This window comes from Pseudomonas pichavaramensis, from assembly GCF_050473265.1.
Taxonomy (GTDB): domain Bacteria; phylum Pseudomonadota; class Gammaproteobacteria; order Pseudomonadales; family Pseudomonadaceae; genus Aquipseudomonas.
In genome coordinates this window covers 270,515-290,728 of the sequence record NZ_JBJKFJ010000003.1, presented here as the reverse complement: position 1 = coordinate 290,728, position 20,214 = coordinate 270,515, and the positions used below count along the sequence as shown (strand labels likewise).

At 65.6% G+C, this 20,214-nt stretch carries 18 protein-coding genes; 5 read left to right on the top strand and 13 right to left on the bottom strand.

Going from position 1 to position 20,214, the window contains the following annotated elements:
• Window positions 1-21: 21 nt before the first annotated feature.
• From ACJRW5_RS07085 to soxR, 4 genes are all read left to right on the top strand, one after another.
• A complete protein-coding gene (locus ACJRW5_RS07085; RefSeq protein ID WP_484569825.1) occupies window positions 22-540 on the top strand; it encodes a sigma-70 family RNA polymerase sigma factor in 519 nt (172 codons plus the stop codon).
• Between the two features lie 6 nt (window positions 541-546).
• Window positions 547-1,500 (top strand): FecR family protein, encoded by a 954-nt coding sequence (locus ACJRW5_RS07080; RefSeq protein ID WP_484569824.1) that lies wholly within the window; start codon window positions 547-549, stop codon window positions 1,498-1,500.
• Between the two features lie 84 nt (window positions 1,501-1,584).
• Window positions 1,585-4,005 (top strand): TonB-dependent siderophore receptor, encoded by a 2,421-nt coding sequence (locus ACJRW5_RS07075; RefSeq protein ID WP_484569823.1) that lies wholly within the window; start codon window positions 1,585-1,587, stop codon window positions 4,003-4,005.
• A 103-nt stretch (window positions 4,006-4,108) separates the two neighbouring features.
• Window positions 4,109-4,576, top strand: coding sequence for a redox-sensitive transcriptional activator SoxR (soxR, locus tag ACJRW5_RS07070; protein ID WP_484569822.1), 468 nt, complete (start codon window positions 4,109-4,111; stop codon window positions 4,574-4,576).
• Between the two features lie 24 nt (window positions 4,577-4,600).
• Here the strand turns inward: soxR and ACJRW5_RS07065 are convergent, their stop codons facing one another.
• From ACJRW5_RS07065 to ACJRW5_RS07005, 13 genes are all read right to left on the bottom strand, one after another.
• Window positions 4,601-5,614, bottom strand: a complete 1,014-nt coding sequence (locus tag ACJRW5_RS07065) for an ABC transporter substrate-binding protein (RefSeq protein ID WP_484569821.1) — start codon at window positions 5,612-5,614, stop codon at window positions 4,601-4,603.
• A 12-nt stretch (window positions 5,615-5,626) separates the two neighbouring features.
• Entirely contained in the window at window positions 5,627-7,078 is a 1,452-nt protein-coding gene (locus ACJRW5_RS07060) for an efflux transporter outer membrane subunit (RefSeq protein WP_484569820.1), read from the bottom strand.
• Window positions 7,078-10,248 (bottom strand): efflux RND transporter permease subunit, encoded by a 3,171-nt coding sequence (locus tag ACJRW5_RS07055; RefSeq protein ID WP_484569819.1) that lies wholly within the window; start codon window positions 10,246-10,248, stop codon window positions 7,078-7,080. The genes ACJRW5_RS07060 and ACJRW5_RS07055 overlap by 1 nt, the downstream gene beginning before the upstream one ends.
• 9 nt (window positions 10,249-10,257) lie before the next feature.
• A complete protein-coding gene (locus ACJRW5_RS07050; RefSeq protein WP_484569818.1) occupies window positions 10,258-11,445 on the bottom strand; it encodes an efflux RND transporter periplasmic adaptor subunit in 1,188 nt (395 codons plus the stop codon).
• Window positions 11,446-11,666: 221 nt separating this feature from the next.
• A complete protein-coding gene (locus tag ACJRW5_RS07045; RefSeq protein ID WP_484569817.1) occupies window positions 11,667-12,857 on the bottom strand; it encodes an MFS transporter in 1,191 nt (396 codons plus the stop codon).
• Between the two features lie 146 nt (window positions 12,858-13,003).
• Window positions 13,004-13,783 (bottom strand): carboxymuconolactone decarboxylase family protein, encoded by a 780-nt coding sequence (locus tag ACJRW5_RS07040; protein ID WP_484569816.1) that lies wholly within the window; start codon window positions 13,781-13,783, stop codon window positions 13,004-13,006.
• Window positions 13,752-14,246 carry a (R)-mandelonitrile lyase gene (locus tag ACJRW5_RS07035; protein WP_484569815.1) on the bottom strand — a complete coding sequence of 165 codons (495 nt, stop codon included), beginning with the start codon at window positions 14,244-14,246 and terminating at the stop codon, window positions 13,752-13,754. Before ACJRW5_RS07035 ends, ACJRW5_RS07040 begins: the two co-directional genes overlap by 32 nt.
• Window positions 14,247-14,266: 20 nt before the next feature.
• Window positions 14,267-15,037: an SDR family NAD(P)-dependent oxidoreductase gene (locus tag ACJRW5_RS07030; protein ID WP_484569814.1), complete on the bottom strand. Its 771-nt coding sequence runs from the start codon at window positions 15,035-15,037 to the stop codon at window positions 14,267-14,269.
• 33 nt (window positions 15,038-15,070) lie between these two features.
• The gene (locus tag ACJRW5_RS07025; protein ID WP_484569813.1) at window positions 15,071-15,706 is read right to left on the bottom strand and encodes an NADPH-dependent F420 reductase; all 636 of its coding nucleotides are present in this window, start codon (window positions 15,704-15,706) and stop codon (window positions 15,071-15,073) included.
• 16 nt (window positions 15,707-15,722) lie between these two features.
• Complete coding sequence (locus ACJRW5_RS07020; RefSeq protein WP_484569812.1) at window positions 15,723-16,490, bottom strand: SDR family oxidoreductase; 768 nt, start codon at window positions 16,488-16,490, stop codon at window positions 15,723-15,725.
• 61 nt (window positions 16,491-16,551) lie between these two features.
• Window positions 16,552-17,709: an iron-containing alcohol dehydrogenase gene (locus tag ACJRW5_RS07015; RefSeq protein WP_484569811.1), complete on the bottom strand. Its 1,158-nt coding sequence runs from the start codon at window positions 17,707-17,709 to the stop codon at window positions 16,552-16,554.
• A gap of 49 nt (window positions 17,710-17,758) precedes the next feature.
• Window positions 17,759-18,703, bottom strand: coding sequence for an alpha/beta hydrolase (locus ACJRW5_RS07010; protein WP_484569810.1), 945 nt, complete (start codon window positions 18,701-18,703; stop codon window positions 17,759-17,761).
• A 38-nt stretch (window positions 18,704-18,741) separates the two neighbouring features.
• Entirely contained in the window at window positions 18,742-19,185 is a 444-nt protein-coding gene (locus ACJRW5_RS07005) for a (R)-mandelonitrile lyase (RefSeq protein ID WP_484569809.1), read from the bottom strand.
• A gap of 101 nt (window positions 19,186-19,286) precedes the next feature.
• Between ACJRW5_RS07005 and ACJRW5_RS07000 the strand changes: the two genes are divergently transcribed.
• Window positions 19,287-20,183 (top strand): LysR family transcriptional regulator, encoded by an 897-nt coding sequence (locus tag ACJRW5_RS07000; protein WP_484569808.1) that lies wholly within the window; start codon window positions 19,287-19,289, stop codon window positions 20,181-20,183.
• Window positions 20,184-20,214 lie beyond the last annotated feature (31 nt).

Genomic DNA, 20,214 nt, shown 5'->3' with positions numbered 1-20,214 from the left:
TCCTTCTTAGCGAGTTTGCGCATGTCCGCGGCCGAGCCTCCTTTCCAGCGAGATCTTCATGAGCTCTACAGCAGCCATCACGGCTGGCTGTTCGGCTGGCTGCGGCGCAAGCTCGGCTGTGCGCACAATGCCGCCGATCTGGCGCAGGACACCTTCGCCCGCATCCTCGCCTCGCGCGAGCTGCTGGGCAACATTCGCGAACCGCGCGCCTTTCTCACCACCACCGCGCGGCGTCTGGTGATCGACCGCTCGCGCCGCCAGCAGATCGAAGAGGCCTACCTGCGCGAGCTGGCGCTGACCGCCGAAAGCCTGGCGGGGCATCAGTCGCCGGAGCAGATCCTGCTGACGCTGGAAGCGCTGGAGCAGATCGCCTTTGTCCTCGAAGAGCTGAGCGACAAGCAGCGCCAGGCTTTCCTGCTGTATTTTCTCGACGGCCAGCGCCAGGCCGAGATCGCCACGCAGATGGGTATTTCCGAACGCATGGTGCGCAAGCACCTGATGCAGGCGCTGCTGCACTGCGGCAACGCGCTGGACATCTGACGCGCCATGAGCAAGCCCGACAGCATCAACGAACAGGCCGCCGACTGGCTGCTGCGGCTCAACGAGGAGCCGGCGCTGCAAGGCGAGTTCGACGCCTGGAAGCGCCGCGACCCGCAGCACGCCGCCGCGGCCGAGCGGCTGCAGGTCTTCGTCGGGCAGATGGCGGCGCTGCGCCCGCAGAAGGCCTCGGTGCATGCCGCGCTCGATGCGGCTCAGCGCAGCCGCAAGCCGCGTGGCAAGGGCGCCGGCCGCGCCTTGCTGATGCTGGCGGCGCTGCTGCCGGCCTGGGCGCTGTGGCGCAGCGAGTTGCCGGCCTACCTGCTGGCCGATCTGCGCACCGCGCCAGCGCAGTGGCTGCAGCAGCAGTTGCCGGATCAGTCGCAACTGACCCTCAATGGCAATAGCGCGGTCGATATCCAGTTCGACGCAAAGCAGCGGCGCATTCGTCTGCTACGCGGTGAGGTACTGGTGGAGGTGGCACACGACCCGGCGCGGCCGTTCATCGTCGAGACCGAGCAGGGCCAGATGCAGGCGCTGGGCACGCGCTTCGTGGTCAGCCGGCAGGACGGCGTGACCCTGCTGACCATGCTCGAATCGCGGGTCGTGGCGCGTGCCGCCGTGGCGCCGGCGAGCCTCGAAGTGGGCGCCGGCGAACAGGCACGGATCACCCGTGGCGACGTACAGCGCAGCACCAGCGTGGACACCCGCAGCGTCGAGAATGCCTGGCGCCATCACCAATTGGTGGTGCGCGATCAGCCGCTGCCCGAGGTGCTGGAACAACTGGCCCGGCAGTTCCCCGGCCACGTGCAATACGACAGTCAGGCGCTGGCGGATCTGCGCGTGACCGCCGTGCTGCCGCTGGATGACAGCCGCCGCGCGCTCGCGCTGCTGGCCGAGGTGCTGCCGCTGCAGGTCGAGCAGTACACGCCCTGGCTGCAGGTGGTGCGGCGAAAACCCTGAGAAAAATCATCGGGGCGGGGTTCCGGGTTTGGCGAGTGGCCCGTCAGGGAAGGTAGCAACCACAAAAACGGGACCCTATCGATCATGCGCATCCTTGCCGCGCCGCTTGCCTTCACTGTGACTCCGCTGGCTCTGGCCGTTCAGCTGAGCTTTACCGCCCTGACCGCCGCCGTGCTGGTCGCGCCGCTCAGTACCGGCGCCGCCGAACAGACGCAGAACCACTACGACATTGCCCCCGGCCCGCTAGCCAACGCGCTCAGCCAGTTTGCCCAGCAGGCCGGGGTATCGCTGGCCTTCGAGCCGCAGCGCCTGGCCGGGCGCAACAGCGCGGGCCTGAGCGGTCAGTACGACGTCGCCAGCGGCTTTGCCCGCCTGCTGCAAGGCAGCGGTTTTAGCGCCCGCCCTGGGCGCAACGGCTATGTGCTGGTCGCCCAGGGTGATCGCCTGGAGCTGGCCGATACCACCGTCACCGGCGCCGCCGAAGAGCAGCCCACGGCTTATGTGGCCGGCTACGTGGCCAAGCGCAATATGAGCGCGACCAAGACGGATACGCCGATCACCGAAACCCCACAATCGATCTCCGTGGTCACCAGCGACGAGATCCGCGATCGCCATTCGGAAACGCTGGGCCAGGCGCTGAGCTACACACCGGGGCTCACCAGCAGCTCGACCGCTTTCAACCGCACCGCCGACCGCTTCCGCATCCGTGGCTTCGAGGTCGAATCAGGCACTGGTGGATCGCTGCGCGACGGCCTGCGCCTGCAGAACAACTCCTACGACGGCATTCAGGAACCTTATGGTCTGGAGCGCGTCGAGGTCATTCGCGGCGCGGCCTCGGTGCTCTACGGCCAGCTCTCGCCAGGCGGCATGATCAATGGCGTGAGCAAGCGCCCGAGCGAAACGCCCTTCCATGAGCTGAACCTGCAAGTGGGTTCCCACGACCGCAAGCAACTCTCCGCCGACTTCAGCGGTCCACTGGCCGGCAGCGACACCCTGAGCTACCGCCTGACGATGCTCAGCCGCAACAGCGACACCCAGCAGGATCACATCAACGACGACAAGTTCTACATCGCCCCGGCGCTGACCTGGCGCCCCAGCGAAAATACCTCGCTGACCCTGCTGTCTTTCTACCAGAAGACCGACACGCGTTTCCCCGCGCCCCTGCCCTATCAGATGGTCAAAGGTGTGGGTGAAGGTGCTTTCAAAATCGGTCGCAACGATTTCGTCGGCGAGCCGGACTACGACGACATGAACGGCGAGATGTCGACTCTGGGCTACGAATTTCAGCACCACTTCAATGAACACTTCACGCTCAACCATAAGCTGCGTTATTACGAAACCGATGTGAAGTGGAGCTACCTGCAAATTCAGCCGTCTGTCGCAGCCGTCAACTTCTCCGCAAGTACCGGCACACTGTTACGCCGCTACAGTGATCGTCACGAACGTGCGCGGACATGGGCCAGCGACAGCAATATCGAATCGAAATGGCAGCTCGGCAGTGTCGAGCACACCGTACTGGTCGGTTTCGATGGCTATGACACCTCCTACGACTCACATAACTTCCGTAGCAATGCCCCAAGCCTCGATCTGACCCGCTACAACTATGGGCAACCGGTAGTAGTAAACAAGGATCGTAGTCAGGATCGCGGCTCACAGCTCGACACGCTGCAAAAGGGCGTCTATTTCCAAGACCAGATCAAGTTCGGCGACAAATGGATTCTGCTTCTGGGCGGTCGCCATGACTGGGCCGATCAGCAGCAAACGGCACATAGAGATGGTGCCAAGGCCAGTCAAGATAACGAGGCCACCACCTACCGCGCGGGGCTCGTCTACCTGGCGGACAATGGTCTGGCACCCTATATCAGCTACAGCGAGTCGTTCTTCCCTGTTTCTGTCGCTGAAGTCACTGGCCAAGCCTTCGCTCCCACCGAAGGCAAGCAATACGAAGTGGGCGTGCGCTATCAGCCCAAGAACAGCAACCTGCTACTCAGCGCAGCCGTCTATGAGCTGACCCAAACCAATGTGCTGACATTTGATAGCAATAGCGATCCGAGACAAACGGGCGAGGTTCGCTCGCGCGGTCTGGAGCTGGAAGCCAAAGCGGATGTGACCAACGCTCTCAGCCTCATTGCTTCCTACGCCTACACCGATGCTCGTGTCACCAAAAGCGCCCTTGCCACAGAAGTCGGCCAACGCAGAGATGATACGCCCTACCACCAGGCTGCCCTGTGGACCAGCTACGACTTCGTCAACTGGGGCATTCCGCAACTGACTGCGGGCATCGGCGCTCGCTACATGGGCACAACGCAGGCCTCGCTTATGGACTCGCCCATGCCAGCCTATACCCTGTTCGACGCCATGGCGCGCTACCAGATCGACGACCACTGGAACGTGACCGTCAATGCCAGCAACCTGACCGACAAGCGCTACACGCAGTGCGCGTTCTCCACTTGTCACTACGGCGACGAGCGCCAGGTGGTAGGCACTGTGAGTTATCGCTGGTAGGCCGTTGTGGTTTGCCGACATCGGTGCACAGCAACGCTGCGATTGCCGGCGGCAAGGCGCCCTCATAGAATCTCAAGTTAACTTGATCCATGAGGCGTCTGTGATGAGCGAACCTTCTGCCGAAAGCATTGCCAAGCTGCCGCGCCTGCTGAGCGTCGGCGAGGTCGCCAAACGCAGTGGCGTGGCGGTTTCCGCGCTGCATTTCTACGAGTCCAAGGGGTTGATCAGCAGCCTGCGCACCGCTGGCAACCAGCGCCGCTACACGCCAGGTGTGCTGCGTTATATCGGCATCATCAAGGTGGCGCAGCGCGCCGGCATTCCGCTGGATGAGGTCAAGCAGGCGCTGGGCGATTACGACCCGATGGTGCGCGTCAGCGCCGAGCAATGGCGCGTGGTGGCCTCGCGCTGGCGCAACGATCTGGATCAGCGCATCCAGAAACTGCAGCGCCTGCGCGACGCCATGGACGGTTGCATCGGTTGCGGCTGCCTGTCGCTGGAAGATTGCCCACTGCGCAACCCTGAAGACCGCCTGGCCAGCCAGGGGCCAGGGGCTCGCTTGTTGGAGAACTGAAGGCCAGACCGTGCGCCGTGCCTCTCAGCGCGCGCGGCGCGCAGCGGCCAGAAACTCCGGCGCCTGATAGGCCTCCCCGCGCATGGAGGCCTGATCGTCCAGCAGTCCGTTGCTGCGCTGAGCTTGCAGCACGGTGCTCAGCCCGGCAGCACTGACGCTCATGTCGCGGGTCAGGGCATTGCTGGTGGTGTAGTAGTCCCAGGCCCGCAGTGCGTAATCCTGGCGCGTCGGCAACTGCTGGCGGGCTACGTCGGCGGCGGCCTCGCGGTTGGCGTAGAGCGCCTCGGTGGATTCGAGCAGTACCGCGAGAAAGCGCTGCAACAACTGGCGATTACGCTCGGCCCAGGGCAGCGAGGCATTGACCGAGACGAACTGCCAGTCCGGGATGTAATCGATGATCTGCCCCAGGTTGCGTAGCCCCTCATCTTCGGCCTGATACGACCAGGGCACCGACTGCAGGCCGGCGTCGATGCTGCCGTCCAGCAGCGCCCGATGGCGGGCCGGTACGCCACCGGTTTCGATCACGCTGTAGTCCTGCGGATAGTGCAGGCCATGGCGCGCGAGCATCGTGCGAACCTGAAAGAAGGTGCCCTCGCTCCTGTTGAGAATGCCGATCCGCCCACCGCGCAGGGCCTCGATGCTGTCAATCTGCGGCCGGGCGATCAGCGCGTGAGCCAGCTTGCCGGTATTGCCTGCCAGCAGACGCAGCGGTCCGCCGGCCGCCACGTTGTGCAGCACCGACTCCGGTGTGGCGATGGCTACATGCACCGCACCGGACAGCAGCGGCTCGACCTGCGAGCGCTGCCCCAGTTGGACGATCTCCAGCTCGATGCCGGCGCGACGAAAGGCGCCGCGTTGCACGCCGAGCCACAATGGCACGTAGAAGAAGGTCTGCGAGACGATGGCGACCACCAGCCGCTCGGCAGCGCCGGGCGCTGGCGGCTGGGGTGCAGCGTAACGCGGCAACAGCAAGCCAGCGCAGGACAGGCCGAGCGCGGCGAGCAGGCGGCGGCGATCAGGGCATGGCTCGGTGGGCATTGCGGCTCTCCTTCATCGTTTGACCAGGTCGTTTTCCGGCAGTTGTTGCGGCCAGCCACCGGCCAGGGCCTGGTACAGATTGACGCTGGCGACGATGCTTTCGGTGTGACTGCGGGCCAAGGCGTCTTCGGCCTGCAGGCGGGCGTCGTCGGCGTCGAGCAGCTCCAGCACGTCGATGGCGCCCTGGTCGAAGCGCTGCCGGGCCATGTCGGCAGCGCGCGTTCCGGCCAGTGCCGCCTGCTGCAGGTGGGCCTGCTGGCGCTGGCTGCGGGACAGGCGCACCAGAGCATTTTCGGTTTCCTCCATGGCCGTCAGCACCGTGCGCTGGTAGCGCGCCAGGTCGGCGGCACTGGCCGCATCGGCCGCCGCGATGCGCGCACGCACGCGACCGACGTTGAGGAAGGAGCCGTCGATGCCGAGCATCAGCAGGCGTGTTTCACTGTCGCGCTGGAACAGGTCGCTGGCATCGAACGCCTGGGTGCCGATCAACCCGCCGAGGGTGAAGCGCGGGAACAAGTCCGCCGTCGCCACCCCGACCCGTGCGGTGGAAGCTGCCAGGCGGCGCTCTGCTGCGGCGATGTCAGGACGCCGGCGCAGCAACGCTCCCGGCGTGGTGTTCGGCGCGGCCAGCACCCGCTCGGGCAGTGCCAGCGGTGTCGCCAGTTCTGCCGTCAGGGCCTGCGGCATGCGCCCGCTGAGTACCGCCACGCGGTGGATGGCCACAGCGATCTCGGCTTCCAGCGACGGAATGCGGGCGCGGGTGGTTTCCAGCTGGGTGCGGGCGCGGTCGACGTCGAAGGGCGTGGCCAGGCCAAGCTGCTGGCGTTGTTCCAGCGCCTGCAGGGTGCGGGTCTGGTTGTCGGCGTTGTGCTGGGCGATCTGCAGTTGCTGCTGCCCGCCGCGCAGCTGGAAGTAGCTGCGCGCCAGTTCACCGACCACCGCCACCTGCAGCGCCGCAAGATCCTGCGCGGCGGCGGCGGTATCGGCGCGCTGCGCCTCGACGCTGCGGCGCACCCGGCCGACCAGATCCAGCTCCCAGCTGAAGCCGAGGTTGCCGGCGAACTCGTCGTTGTCGCGATCGCCAACCGCCACCCCAGGCAGCTGATCGGCACTGCTGCGCCGGTTGCCGGCCTGGGCGTCGGCCGTCAGCGTCGGCAACTGGTCGTAGCGTGCGCCGCGCAGCAGGGCATTCGCCTGCTGGTAGTTGGCCAGGGCGAGCAACAGGTCCTGATTATGTGCCAGCGCCGCGTCCACCAGACTGTCGAGCTGGGCATCGGCGAAGAAGCGCCAGAACTCGGCACTGTCTGACGCCGGCGCAGCGCTGACTGCCGGTTGCTCACTGAATGCGGCGGCCACGGGCAGCTCCGGGCGCTGATAGTCCGGGCCGACGCTGCAGGCGCCGAGCAGGCCACTGCCCAGGGCAACAGCCAGCAGGCGCGCATGGTGTCTGTAGGGGATGTTCATCAGTGCTGCACTCCGGAAACGTCATCATGGCTGTGCTGCACCAACGGTGTGCCGGCCAGCTTGCGCAGGGCGACGTAGAACACCGGGGTGAGGAACAGGCCGAACAGGGTCACCCCGAGCATCCCGGCGAACACCGTGACGCCGGTGGCGGCGCGCACTTCGGCGCCGGCGCCGCTGGACAGCAGCAGCGGGATCACCCCGGCGATAAAGGCGATCGAGGTCATCACGATCGGGCGCAGGCGCAGGCGGCAGGCTTCCAGCGCCGATTCGACGATGCCCTTGCCCTGCAGCTCCAGTTCGCGGGCGAACTCGACGATGAGGATGGCGTTCTTGCACGCCAGGCCCATCAGCACCACCAGCCCGACCTGGACGAACACGTTGTTGTCGCCGCCGGCCAGCCACACGCCGAACAGCGCCGAGAGCAGGCACATCGGCACGATGAGGATCACCGCCAGCGGCAGGGTCCAGCTCTCGTACAGCGCCGCCAGCACCAGGAACACCAGCATCACCGCCAGCGGGAAGACGATCAGCACGGCGTGGCCCTGGCTGGCCTGCTGGTAGCTGAGGTCGGTCCATTCGATGGCCATGCCCGGCGGCAGCACCTGTTCGGCCAGGCCAGCAACCTTGGCCATGGCCTCCGTGGAGGACAGCACACGCGGGTCGGCATCGCCGGCCAGATCCGCCGCCGGGTAGCCGTTGAAGCGCAGCACCGGATCGGGGCCGAAACTCTGCCTGATGGTCACCATCGAGCCGATGGGTACCATCTCGCCCTGATCGTTGCGGGTCTGCAGGTTGGCGATGTCCTCGATGCTGTCGCGGAACGGCGCATCGGCCTGGGCGATCACCTGCCAGGTGCGGCCGAACTGGTTGAAGTCGTTGACGTAGGCCGAGCCGAGGTAGGTCTGCAGGGTGTCGAACAGGTTGGTCAGCGGCACGCCCTGGGCCTTGGCCTTGATCCGGTCGACCTCGGCATCGAACTGCGGCACGTTGGCCTGGTAGGTGGTGATCGGGTAGCCCATGCCCGGCTGCTGCGACAGCGCGCCCTGGAAGCCGCTGACGGCATTCTGCAGTTCGCCGTAACCAAGCCCGGCACGGTCCTGGACGAACAGCGAATAGCCGGCGCCGTTACCCAGGCCGAGGATCGGCGGCGGCATGATGGCGAAGCTGATGCCGTCCTTGAGCGCAGATATCTTCTGGTTGAGTTCGGCGTTGATCTGCGCCGCCGTGCGGCCGTTGCGCTGATCGAAGGGCTTGAGAATCAGGAAGGCCATGCCGCTGTTCGGCGTGTTGGTCATCTGCAGCGGGTTGAGCCCGGGGAAGGCCACCGCGCGGTCGACGCCATCGATCTCTCGGGCGATCTCCACCACCTGGCTGAGCAGCGCGTCGGTGCGCGACAGCGAGGCCCCTTCGGGCAGCTTCACCCCGGCGATCAGGTACATCTTGTCCTGGGTCGGGATGAAACCGCCGGGCACGCTCTTGAACATGAAGGCCGTGCCCAGCAGCAACAGCGCATACACCAGGAAAACGCCGCCACGGCGGCCGAGGGCACGGCCGACGCCACGCTCGTAGCCATCGGAGCTGCGTTTGAAGAAGCGGTTGAACGGCCGGAAGATCCAGCCGCAGAGGCGGTCGATCAGCCGCGTCAGGCCGTCCTTGGGCGCGTCATGGGCCTTGAGCAGGCGCGCGGCCAGGGCCGGCGACAGGGTCAGCGAGTTGAGCCCGGAGATGGCCGTGGCGATGGCGATGGTCACCGCGAACTGTTTATAGAACTGCCCGGTAACGCCATCGAGGAAGGCCATCGGCACGAACACCGCGCAGAGCACCAGGGTGATGGCGATGATCGGCCCGGACACCTCGCGCATCGCCTGGTGCGCCGCGGCAATCGGCGTCAGCCCTTGTTCGATGTTGCGCTCGACGTTCTCCACCACGACGATGGCGTCGTCGACCACAATGCCGATGGCCAGCACCAGGCCGAACAGGGTCAGGGTGTTGATCGAGAAGCCCAGCAGGTGCAGGCCGGCGAAGGTGCCGATCACCGACACCGGCACGGCGATCAGCGGGATGATCGAGGCACGCCAGGTCTGCAGGAACAGGATCACAACCAGCACCACCAGTACAACCGCTTCGAGCAGGGTGTGGATCACCGAGTTGATCGACTCGCGGACGAAGATGGTGGTGTCGTACACCGCCTCGTACTTCATGCCTTCAGGGAACTGCTGCTGCAGTTCGTCCATGCTGGCGATCACCTGGTCACGGATATCCAGGGCGTTGGCCCCCGGCGCCTGGAAGATGCCCAGGCCGGAAACGGCCGGGTTGTCGTCGAGCTTGGCGCGCAGGGTGTAGTCGCCGGCGCCGAGTTCGATGCGGGCGACGTCGCGCAGTTGCACCAGCTCGCCGTCGGCGCCGCTCTTGAGCACGATGTCGCCGAACTCCTGCTCGCTGCGCAGGCGGCCCTGGGCGTTGATCAGGTAAAGGAAGTCACTTTTTTCGATGGGCTCGGCGCCGATCTGTCCGGCCGAGACCTGCACGTTCTGCTCGCGGATGGCCGCCACCACGTCGCTGGCGGTCAGCCCGCGCGCGGCGATGCGGTCCGGGTCAAGCCAGAGGCGCATGGCGTAGTCGCCGCCGCCGAACACCTGCACGTCGCCGACCCCGGGAATGCGCCCGAGCACATCCTTGACGTGCAGGCGCGCGTAGTTACGCAGGTACAGCGAGTCGTAGCGGCCATCCGGCGAGGTCAGGTGCACCACCATGAGGAAGGTCGGCGACTGCTTCTGCACCGTCACGCCCTGGCGGCGCACGTCTTCGGGCAGGCGCGCCTGGGCCTGGGCGACGCGGTTCTGCACACGCACGGTGGCGTCATCGGCATCGACGCCGGGGCGGAAGGTCACGGTCATCTGCAGCACGCCGTCGGAGCCGGCCACCGACTTGAGGTACATCATGCCCTCGACGCCGGTGATCTCTTCCTCCAGCGGCGTGGCCACGGTTTCCGCGATGACCTTGGGGTTGGCCCCGGGGTAGACGGTGCTGACCATCACCGAGGGCGGCACCACATCCGGGTACTCGCTGATCGGCAGCGCCGGAATGGCGATCAGGCCGGAGACGAAGAGGATGATCGACAGCACGGCGGCGAAGATCGGCCGCTCAATAAAGAATTTGGAGAAGTCCATGGCCCGTCCTCAGTTCGCCGCGTGATCGGCGCTGTCCGCCTGGGGCTGCGCATCCACCGGCATGCCGGGCATGAACACCTTCTGCACGCCGCTGACGATCACCCGGTCACCGGGCTGCAGGCCCTTGTCGATGATGCGCAGGCCCTCGGCGCTGCCGCCGGGCTGCACGTCGCGGCGCTGGGCCAGGCCCTGTTCATCGACGATGTACACGTACTTGCGGTCCTGATCGGTGAGGATCGCCTTGTCGTCCACCAGCATGGCCTCGAACTCACCGCTGCCGAGCAGCTGCACGCGGGCATACAGCCCCGGAGTGAACAGCCGTTCGCGGTTGTCCAGCACGGCGCGCAGGCGCACGGTGCCGCTGCTGCGGTTGAGCTGGTTGGAGACGAAATCCAGGGTGCCGGCATGGGGGAAGCCCGACTCGTTGGCCAGGCCGATGCGCACCGGCAGGCTGCCGTTGCTGCCATCGGGGCGCGAGCCGTCGCGGGCCATCTGCGCATAACGCAGGAAGGCGTTCTCGTCGACATCGAAATAGACGTAGGCCTGCTCCTGGGACACCAGGGTGGTCAGCACGCTGGCGGCATCACCGGCCACCACCAGGTTGCCGGCGGTGACCCGCGCACGGTCGGTACGGCCATCGATGGGCGCGCGCACCTCGGTCCACTGCAGGTTGAGCTGCGCCGTCACCAGCGCCGCCTGCGCCGCGCGCACATCGGCCTGGGCCGACTCGTCAGCGGCGCGGCGCTGTTCGTACTGTTCGGTGGACACTGCCTGGCTCTGCACCAGCACCTTGGCCCGCTGCGCCTCGTTGCGGCTCTGCCGCGCCAGTGCCTGCGCCCGTTTCAGCTGGGCTTCGGCGCGCTGCAGTTCGGCGCGGTAGCTGCGCGGGTCGATCTTGAACAGCACATCGCCTCGCTTCACTTCCTGCCCTTCACGGAAGGCCACGCGCTCGATATAGCCGGTCACCCGCGGGCGCAGCTCGACCGTCTCGGTGGCCTCGATACGGCCGTTGAACTGATCCCAGCGGCTCACCGCTTTCACCTGTACCGGTGCCACCCCGACCTGCGGCGGCGGCATGTTGTGCACACCGCCCTCCTCTTCTGTGCAGCCACTCAACAATACGGCCGCCAGCACAGCAGCAGGCAACAGACTCAGGCGTGAACGCGCACAGCGCGGGTGATTGACGCAGCGACTCATTGAACGGGCTCCCCAGACAGAAATGACCCGCCCGCCGAACCTCTATACGGGCGATTGGCAGGCATGGATGACAGCGAACAGAGCTGGCTGCGCGGGGTCTGGCGGGCACCCGGGGTGCGGCTGACGGCAGCGAGCCGTCGCCTTTATAAAGGCTCAAGTTAACTTGAGGTCAATGGATAAATTGAGCGCAGGTGCAGAAAACTGCGCTCGTTGACGTTCGCTCAGTGGGTAGCGCGAACGGCCTCAGCGCGGCGCATCAGCACGAAGATCGCCACGCAGCCGAGCAGCGCCAGCACGCCGTAGCCACAGGCAACTTGCAGCAGGCTGAAGTGCCCGGCCAGACGACCGGCGATCAGCGTCGGGATCGCCGCGCCGCTGTAAGACGTGGCGTAGATCGTTGCCAGCACGCCAGCACGCTCTTCCATGGAGATACCGTCGACCATGGTCTGGATGCTGCCACTGAGGGTAGCGCCCTGGCCGATGCCAGCCAGCGCGCTGGCAAGCAGGAAGAACAGTAGCTGGCCTTGCGACAGCGACAGCAGCACACCGCCCACCGCCAGGGTGAAGAACAGCATGCCGCCCCACTGCGCCTGCTGCGGCCGCAGGCGACCGCCCAGCGAGGCGCCGAGCAGGCTCGGCGCCATCACCGAGCCGAACACCAGCGCCGCCGCCAGGGCGCTGGCCGAATGCAGCTGATCGCGCGCCATGGCCGGGCCGAAAGCCTGATAGAAACCGCCGAAGGCCCAGGTGCAGACGAACGCCCAGGCCGCTACCGGGAAGGCCCGGCGGGCGCTGTCCGGCAGGGCCAGGCGCGGCCGCAGCGAGGCCATGGCGCCGGGCCGGCGGCTGATGCTTTCGCGGCTGATGGCGACCAGCAGCAGGCAGACCAGCATCACCGCAAGGATCAGCTCGAACGGCAGCAGGCGCGGCTGCGGCGCGTAATCGACCACTGCCCCGGAACCCAGGCCGCCCAGGGTCAGGCCGATCATCGGCCCACAACTGGTGATTGCCGGCGCCAGCCAGCGCGGCTTGAGCGGCGCGCTGTCCACCAGCCAGGCACTCAGCGCGGTCGAAGCCAGCCCGCAGGACAAACCCTGTAGCAACCGGCCGATCAACAACGGCGCCGGGCCGTGCACGGTCATCAGCACGGCGCAGGCGAGCATGCCCAGCAGCAGCGAGACCAGCGACAGTGGGCGCCGACCGAGGTGACTGGAAAGCCGGCCGAACACCAGCAGCGCGGTGACCGCACCGGCGAAATAGACCACCGAACTCAGCGACAGATCGCCGTAGCTCAGCCCATCCTCGGCGCGGTACAGACCGTACAGCGGGATCGGCGTGGCCGAGGCGGCGTACACCACCAGCAGGGACAGGCTCGCGCCGAGAAAGGTTTTCCAATCACTGTCATGGCTCACGCCGTACTACCTCATCACAGCGCAGCCGTTCAGCGGCGCTCGGGGAAATCAAACGCAGCAACCACAGGCACCAGCAGGCGTTTGCCCACAGGTGCGTGTGGTTGGTGGGTCTTGCAGCCGGCACGAACAGCCGGCAGGTTAAGCGCTTACTGGCTGGCCAGGTGACGCTCCAGCGCCTGCTTGGCGCGGCCAGCCACTTCGGCGTTGACGCGTTCGCCAAGCACCTCGGTCAACTGGCGCAGCTGCGCGGCCGTGACGCCGGTATTCATGCTCATGCGCATATGTGCCTGCAGCTGCGGCTCGGCACCGGGTAACGCCGCGAGCATGCTCACGGTCGCCAGCTCACGGCTCTGCCAGTCGAGGTTGTCACGCTCGAAGATGTCGCCGAACAGGTGATTACGCAGGTACTCGTTAGCCACCGGGGCGAAATCGAACAACGGGCCTTCGACCACCGCCCCCGACAGTTTGGTCTGGTTCTCGGTACCGGCCGCGAGCAAGGCATCGCCGGTCGGCGCCGGATGGCTGGGTTCGCTGCCCGGCGCATCCTCGATGCCCTTGGCCTTGCGCGCCTCGACCACCTTCAGCAGCTCGCCCAAGGCATTGAGGCTGCGCGGGAAACCGGCATAGGCGTACAGCTGCACCAGCACTTCGCGGGCATCGCTGATGGTCATGCCGGCATCCAGCCCCTGATTGAGTGCGGTGTTGAGTCCGGCGATATCGCCACTCGCAGCGAGCGCGGCAACTGGCACGATGGCTTGCTGACGGGCGCTGAGGGTTTCGCTGACACTGGCGGTAGCGGCTTCGCTCATTTTCTGGCTCTCCTGGGCAACGGCAATCTGGCTCACTTCCCCCAGGCCCAATACAGCGCTGAGGGCACCGATGGCCAGACCCGACTTAGTGTTGATGCGCTTGGTTATACTGCTCATCGCTCACCTTCTCCATCCAGTTAACGTTCTTGCCATCCAGCGTCGCGGTGACTGCCATGTGGGTCATTGCCGTGGTCGGCGCCGCGCCGTGCCAGTGCTTGACACCCGGCGGGCACCAGACCACATCACCGGGGCGGATCACCTGAATCGGCTTGCCCCACTCCTGGGTCAGCCCCACGCCGGAGGTGACCACCAGGCGCTGACCGGCCGGATGGGTGTGCCAGGCCGAACGTGCGCCCGGCTCGAAGGTAACCAGCGCACCGGAGGTGTTGATGTGCTCATCGGCCGGCCAGATCGGGTCGATGCGCGCGCGCCCGGTGAAGAACTGCTCGGGGCCGGCAATCGATGCCTGCTCGCCGGCGCGAACGATCTGCTGTTCGCCCTTGGCGCCTTCATCGGCGCTGGCCAGGCCGGCCTGCAGGGCAGCGACGCACAGCGCCACGGTGAAGATCTGCTTGTTCATGCTGCTCACCTCTCCTTGAGTTAACGTGCGGTGTAACCACCATCGATCGGCAGGGCAACCCCCACCACGAAAGTCGAACCCGGGCTGCTCAGCCAGAGCACGGCGTCGGCGATTTCCTCGGCCTTGCCCAGACGGCGGATCGGGACGTCCTTCATCATTTCGTTCATCACTTCGGTTTCGCCTTCGAGCATACCGGCGACCATCGGCGTCTCGATGATGCCCGGGCAGATGCAGTTGATGCGGATGCCCTGGGCGGCGTATTCCAGCGCCGCGCTCTTGGTCATGCCGACCAGCGCGTGCTTGGCGGCGTGGTAGGCGACACGCCCCGGCACACCGACCAGGCCGCCCAGCGACGAGTTGTTGACGATGGCGCCGCTGCCCTGCGCGCGCATCTGGATCAGCTGGTACTTCATGCACAGCCACACGCCGCGCATGTTGATGTCGGTAATGCGGTCGAACACCTCGCTCGGCACATCAGCGGTTTCCACCGCCGGGCTCTGGATGCCGGCGTTGTTGAAGGCAGCGTCGAGACGGCCGAAGGTGGCCACAGTTTGTTCCACCAGTGCTTTCACGTAGCTTTCGTCGGCGATATCGCCGGCCACGGCCAGCACCTTGTGCCCGGCTGTACTCAGCTCATCGGCGGCGGCATGCAGTGCCTCTTCGCGGATGTCGGCCAGCACCACGGCGGCGCCCGCTTCGGCGTAGGCACGCGCAGCGGCCAGGCCCATGCCGGAAGCAGCGCCGGTCACCAGGGCCACCTGGCCGCTGAAGTCATACTTGATCGGGTTCATCGGTAAATCCTCGACTTTCAATACAGATCGCGCTCAGTAGCGCGCAAAACGGTAAGTCAGCTCAGGGCCGCCGCGGCTACCGTAGGCCAGTTGCGCAGTGAGCATGGCGAACGGCTCGATATAACGGGCGATGCGCAGCGGGCCGGCATCTTCCGGAGCGAAGCCGGCATCCTTGATCAGCTCGATGGCGACCTGGCGCGCGGCCGGCGCATCGCTGCAATACAAAAGGCTGGGGCGCGGCTGCTGCTCGCGGTGCTCGTACACCGACTGCAGCACCTCGCTCGGCGTGGTCTGGAAAGTGGCCACCACCGAGGCCTGCGGCAGACGCGCCTGCAGCACCTCGGCGCCGCTGTTGTGGTGGGCCACCACCAGCTCGCTGTCGGCCAGATCCAGCGGCACGCAGCAGGTCAGCACCACCTTGCCGGCCAGCGTGCCGGCCTGGGCCAGCACGTCATCCAGGCGGCTCCAGTGCACGGCAAACAGCACCACATCGGCTTGCGCCGCTTCGGCCACCGTGCCGGCCTGCGCCGTGCTGCCAGCGCCGCGCACCAGCGCCTGCAGGCGGCTGGGGCTGCGCGAGTAGCTGAACACCACCTCGTGGCCGGCACGGGCCAGCACGGTGCCGATGTTGCCACCCATGCGGCCGGAGCCAATGATGCCGATCTTCATCTGCGTACCCTCGTCTTCAGTTGGCGGTAAAGCCGCCATCGACCGCCAGCGCATGGCCGATGACGAACGAAGCACCCGGACTGCACAGCCAAAGCACAGCGGCGGCGATCTCGTCGCCACGGCCGAGACGGCCGATCATCTGTTTCTTCAGCACTTCCTGCATGGTTTCCGGCTGCTCTTCGAGCATCTTCGACACCATCGGCGTGTTGATCGTGCCCGGGCACACCGCATTGATGCGGATGCCTTGCGCGGCGTATTCCAGACCGGCGCTCTTGGTCAGGCCGAGCACCCCGTGCTTGGAGGCGTGGTAAGCCGCCAGGGTCGGCAGGCCGACCAGGCCACCGACCGAGGAGCAGTTGACGATGGCGCCGCTGCCCTGCACGGTCATCTGCTTGAGCTCGTGCTTCATGCACGCCCACACGCCACGCAGGTTGACCGCGTTGACCAGATCGAAGTCGCTGGCTGGCAGCTCGGAGGTCTGGCACGGCGGCACCTGCAGGCCGGCGTTGTTGAAGGCCATGTCGAGACGACCGAAGGTGTCCACGGTCTTCTTCACCAGCGCTTCAACCTGCGCCTCGTCGGCAACGTCGCAGACCACGCCAAGTACGCGGTGGCCTTCACCTTCCAGTTCGGCCACGGATTTTTGCAGCACATCGCCATTGATATCCGACAGCACCACGGCGGCGCCGGCTTCGGCGAAGGCACGCGCGGTATCGAAACCCATGCCTTGTGCGGCACCGGTCACCAGGGCGACCTGGCCCTTGAAGTCATAACTAACGCTCACGGCAATTCTCCATCTGCAAAAAGGCGACAGGCCCGCTGTGCGGGCCTGTCGATGTCAGGGGTTACAGCGCCAGCTTGAGAATCTCAGCGGCATCTTGCGGGGTGATGTCACCGTGCTCGCCGAGTTGCACGAACTGGTGCTCCTCGAGCTTGGCGACCACCTGGGGAATGATCTTCTCGTCGAGGCCATAGGCCGACAGGCGCGTGGCCACGCCCATGCTCTCGAAGAACTCGCGGGTGCGGGCGATGGCCTGCTCGGCGATCAGTTGCGGCTCGGTTTCCTCGATGTGCCACACGCGCTGGCCGTACTGCACCAGCTTTTCCTGCTTCTGCGCCAGCTTGTAGGTCCAGATGGCCGGCATCATGATCGCCAGGGTCTGACCGTGGTCCAGGCCGTACAGCGCGGTCAGCTCCTGACCGATCAGGTGCGAAGCCCAGTCACCCGGTACGCCGGTAGCCAGCAGGCCGTTGAGTGCCATGGTGGCGCTCCACATCAGGTTGGCGCGCACCGCCACGTTGTCCGGCTCGGCCAGGGCCTTCGGGCCTTCCTCGATGATGGTCGACAGCAGGCCTTCGGCGAAGCGGTCCTGCACCTTGGCGTTGACCGGATAGGTCACGTACTGCTCGAGCACATGCACCATCGAGTCGACCACACCGTTGGCGACCTGGCGCGCCGGCAGCGAGCAGGTGGTACGCGGGTCGAGGATGGAGAACAGCGGACGCACCAGGTCGGTCTTGAAGAACAGCTTGTCCTGAGTCGAACTGCGGGTGATCACCGACGTCTCGTTCATCTCCGAGCCGGTGGCGGCCAGGGTCAGCACGCAGCCAACCGGCAGCGCCTGCTTCACTGCCGCACCGAAGGTGGCGATGATTTCCCAGGGGTCGCCTTCATGCACGGCAGCCGCGGCGATGAACTTGCTGGCATCGATCACCGAACCACCGCCAACGGCGAGGACGAAATCGATGCTCTCGCGACGCGCCAGGGTGATGGCCTCGACACAGGTCTCGAAATGCGGATTGGCTTCGATGCCACCGAACTCCAGCCAGTCGAAGCCTTCCAGGGCAGCGGTAACCTGCTCGAAGATGCCGTTCTTTTTGATGCTGCCGCCGCCATAGACGATCAGCACGCGGGAACCTGCCGGCACCTGCTCGCGCAGGGCAGCGATCTGCCCCTCACCGAACAGGATGCGGGTGTTGTTGAAGAAGCTGAAGCTGTTCACGGTTGTCTATCCTCTGTGCTGGCCGCTTATGCGGCCAGCTTTTTTCTGGTCATTGCAATGCAGTGCGGAAAAACGCCTGCAGTTTGTCGAAAGGGATCATGTCGGTACGGTCGTACAGGTCGACGTGATTGCTGCCAGGCACCACATGCAGTTCCTTGGGCTCGCCGGCAGCCGCGTAGATATCCTCGCTGTAGAAGCGCGAGTGGGCGTGCTCACCGACGATCAGCAGAATCGGTCGCGGCGAGATCCACTGCAGCTTGTCCAGCAGCGGGAAGTTCATGAAGCCCAACGCCGAGGTCTGGGTGAACTGGGTTGTCGAGTTGGGGTGATAGCCGCGCGGACGTGAATAGAACTCGCCAAACTCGCGGCCAATCGGGTGGGTGTCGGCATCGATCTGCAGAGGGGCACCGCGCTCGGCCAGTGCCACACGACCGCTGGCGAACTCGCTCCAGCGCTGTTCAGCCAATGCCTGCAAGGTGGCCTTACGTGCCTCTTCATCGAGACTGCCGGCGAACCCTTCGGCATGCATACGCGAGATGTCGTACAGGCTCACGGTCGCCACCGCCTTGATGCGCGGGTCGACTTGCGCGGCGCTGAGGCCGAAGCCACCGGAGCCGCAGATGCCGATCACGCCGATGGCGTTACGGTCGATACCGGCCTGATTGCCGAGAAAATCGACACCGGCGTGAAAGTCCTCGACGAACAGTTCGGGTGACGACAGGCGCCGCGGCGAACCACTGGACTCGCCATTGTGCGAGGCGTCGAAGGTCAACGCGACGAAGCCACGCTGCGCCAGTTCATTGGCGTACACGCCAGGCCCCTGCTCCTTGACCCCACCATAGGGTGCACCAATGATCAGTGCCGGCCAGTTGTCACGGCTGGCGAAATCGGCGGGCAGATAGAGGTCGCCGGCCAGTTCGATGCCAAAACGGTTGCGGTAGCTGACCGGTTGACGGGTGACTTGGCCGCTCAGCTCGAAGATGTAGTTACCCATGGGGTCCTCCAGTATCGGGTTACGGGGACGTCGCGCGCTCAGTCTTTCTTCACCGGACCGGCGAGATAGACCTCATCCGTCACCGGCTCCATCCAGTCCACCGGCTTGCCGTCGAGCGCTTCCTGGATGGCCACGTGCTGCATGGCGGTGGTGTCGGTGGCGCCGTGCCAGTGGCGACGGCCGCAGTTGCACCAGATCAGATCGCCGGCGCGGATTTCGGTCTTCGGACCGCCTTCGCACTGGGTCCAGCCCACCCCGTCGGTGACCAGCAGGGTCTGACCGCGCGGGTGGGTGTGCCAATTGGTGCGAGCACCCGGCTCGAAGTTGACCACCGCGACGCCTACGGTCGCTGGAGCCGGCGCATTGAAGATGCGGTCGATACGGACGCGACCAGTGAAGCACTCGGCCGGGCCGGCAATGGCCTTGCTCGAGCCGGCGCGGTGAACCTGCATGTCGGCATTGGCCAGATCGGTTTCACTCATGATTCGTTACCTCACTCGATATGTGCGAGGTCACTGTAGCCCCTGCCAATTACTTCGTGTATATGGAAAATATAGAAATCGATATGAAGTAGAGCTTAATAATGTTCGCGAACGGAATGAACGATCTCGTTGTCTTCGTGACGGTCGCGCGCGAGGGGAATTTCACTCGCGCCGCTGCCCGCCTGGGCGTCTCACCGTCTGCGGTAAGCCAGACCATGCGCGGTCTGGAGGAACGTCTGGGCGTACGCCTGCTGACGCGCACCACGCGCAGCGTGACCCGCACCGAGGCTGGCGAGCGACTGCTCAACGAGATTGCGCCGCTGCTCGATCAGATCGAAATTCATCTGAGCGCGGTCTCCGACCTCCGCCAGCGCCCCTCCGGTACCGTGCGCATTACCGCCGACGAATTCGCTGCCCGGCATGTGCTGTGGCCAAAATTGCTCCCCATATTGGAAACCTACCCGGAAGTGACGGTGGAACTGATCACCGACTACGGGCTCACTGATATCGTCGCCGAACGCTTCGACGCGGGTGTACGCCTGGGCGGCATCATCGATGCCGACATGATCGCCATGCCCATCGGCTCGGACATGCGCATGGTCACGGTCGCTGCCCCGGCCTATCTGGCCAGGCACGGCACACCCGCGCAGCCTGAAGAGCTCACCAGTCACCGCTGCATAAACCTGCGCCTGCCCACCCATGGTGGTCTCTATCCCTGGGAGTTCGGCAGCGGCGAGAACGAATTCCGGGTGCGCGTCACCGGCCCGCTGATCATGAACAGCGTGTTGCAGATTCTCGATGCCTGCCTGACCGGCGTTGGCCTGGCGCAACTACCCGACACTCAGGTGCAGCCCTACCTCGACAGCGGCGAGCTGATCGAGGTGCTGGGCGAGTGGTCCGACAGTTTTCCCGGCTATCACCTTTATTACCCTAGCCGCCGGCAACAAACGGCGGCCTTCCGCGTGGTGGTGGATGCGCTGCGTCTTGGACCGGTCTGAGGCAATTGCAAGCCGAGCGACAAGCTGCCGA

What these genes read in the sequence shown, in the direction of transcription:
- ACJRW5_RS07085 (WP_484569825.1), top strand. Translation starts at nt 22, where the DNA reads ATGTCCGCGGCCGAGCCTCCTTTCCAGCGAGATCTTCATGAGCTCTAC.
- ACJRW5_RS07080 (WP_484569824.1), top strand. Translation starts at nt 547, where the DNA reads ATGAGCAAGCCCGACAGCATCAACGAACAGGCCGCCGACTGGCTGCTG.
- ACJRW5_RS07075 (WP_484569823.1), top strand. Translation starts at nt 1,585, where the DNA reads ATGCGCATCCTTGCCGCGCCGCTTGCCTTCACTGTGACTCCGCTGGCT.
- soxR (WP_484569822.1), top strand. Translation starts at nt 4,109, where the DNA reads ATGAGCGAACCTTCTGCCGAAAGCATTGCCAAGCTGCCGCGCCTGCTG.
- ACJRW5_RS07065 (WP_484569821.1), bottom strand. Translation starts at nt 5,614, where the DNA reads ATGCCCACCGAGCCATGCCCTGATCGCCGCCGCCTGCTCGCCGCGCTC.
- ACJRW5_RS07060 (WP_484569820.1), bottom strand. Translation starts at nt 7,078, where the DNA reads ATGAACATCCCCTACAGACACCATGCGCGCCTGCTGGCTGTTGCCCTG.
- ACJRW5_RS07055 (WP_484569819.1), bottom strand. Translation starts at nt 10,248, where the DNA reads ATGGACTTCTCCAAATTCTTTATTGAGCGGCCGATCTTCGCCGCCGTG.
- ACJRW5_RS07050 (WP_484569818.1), bottom strand. Translation starts at nt 11,445, where the DNA reads ATGAGTCGCTGCGTCAATCACCCGCGCTGTGCGCGTTCACGCCTGAGT.
- ACJRW5_RS07040 (WP_484569816.1), bottom strand. Translation starts at nt 13,783, where the DNA reads ATGAGCAGTATAACCAAGCGCATCAACACTAAGTCGGGTCTGGCCATC.
- ACJRW5_RS07035 (WP_484569815.1), bottom strand. Translation starts at nt 14,246, where the DNA reads ATGAACAAGCAGATCTTCACCGTGGCGCTGTGCGTCGCTGCCCTGCAG.
- ACJRW5_RS07030 (WP_484569814.1), bottom strand. Translation starts at nt 15,037, where the DNA reads ATGAACCCGATCAAGTATGACTTCAGCGGCCAGGTGGCCCTGGTGACC.
- ACJRW5_RS07025 (WP_484569813.1), bottom strand. Translation starts at nt 15,706, where the DNA reads ATGAAGATCGGCATCATTGGCTCCGGCCGCATGGGTGGCAACATCGGC.
- ACJRW5_RS07010 (WP_484569810.1), bottom strand. Translation starts at nt 18,703, where the DNA reads ATGGGTAACTACATCTTCGAGCTGAGCGGCCAAGTCACCCGTCAACCG.
- ACJRW5_RS07005 (WP_484569809.1), bottom strand. Translation starts at nt 19,185, where the DNA reads ATGAGTGAAACCGATCTGGCCAATGCCGACATGCAGGTTCACCGCGCC.
- ACJRW5_RS07000 (WP_484569808.1), top strand. Translation starts at nt 19,287, where the DNA reads ATGTTCGCGAACGGAATGAACGATCTCGTTGTCTTCGTGACGGTCGCG.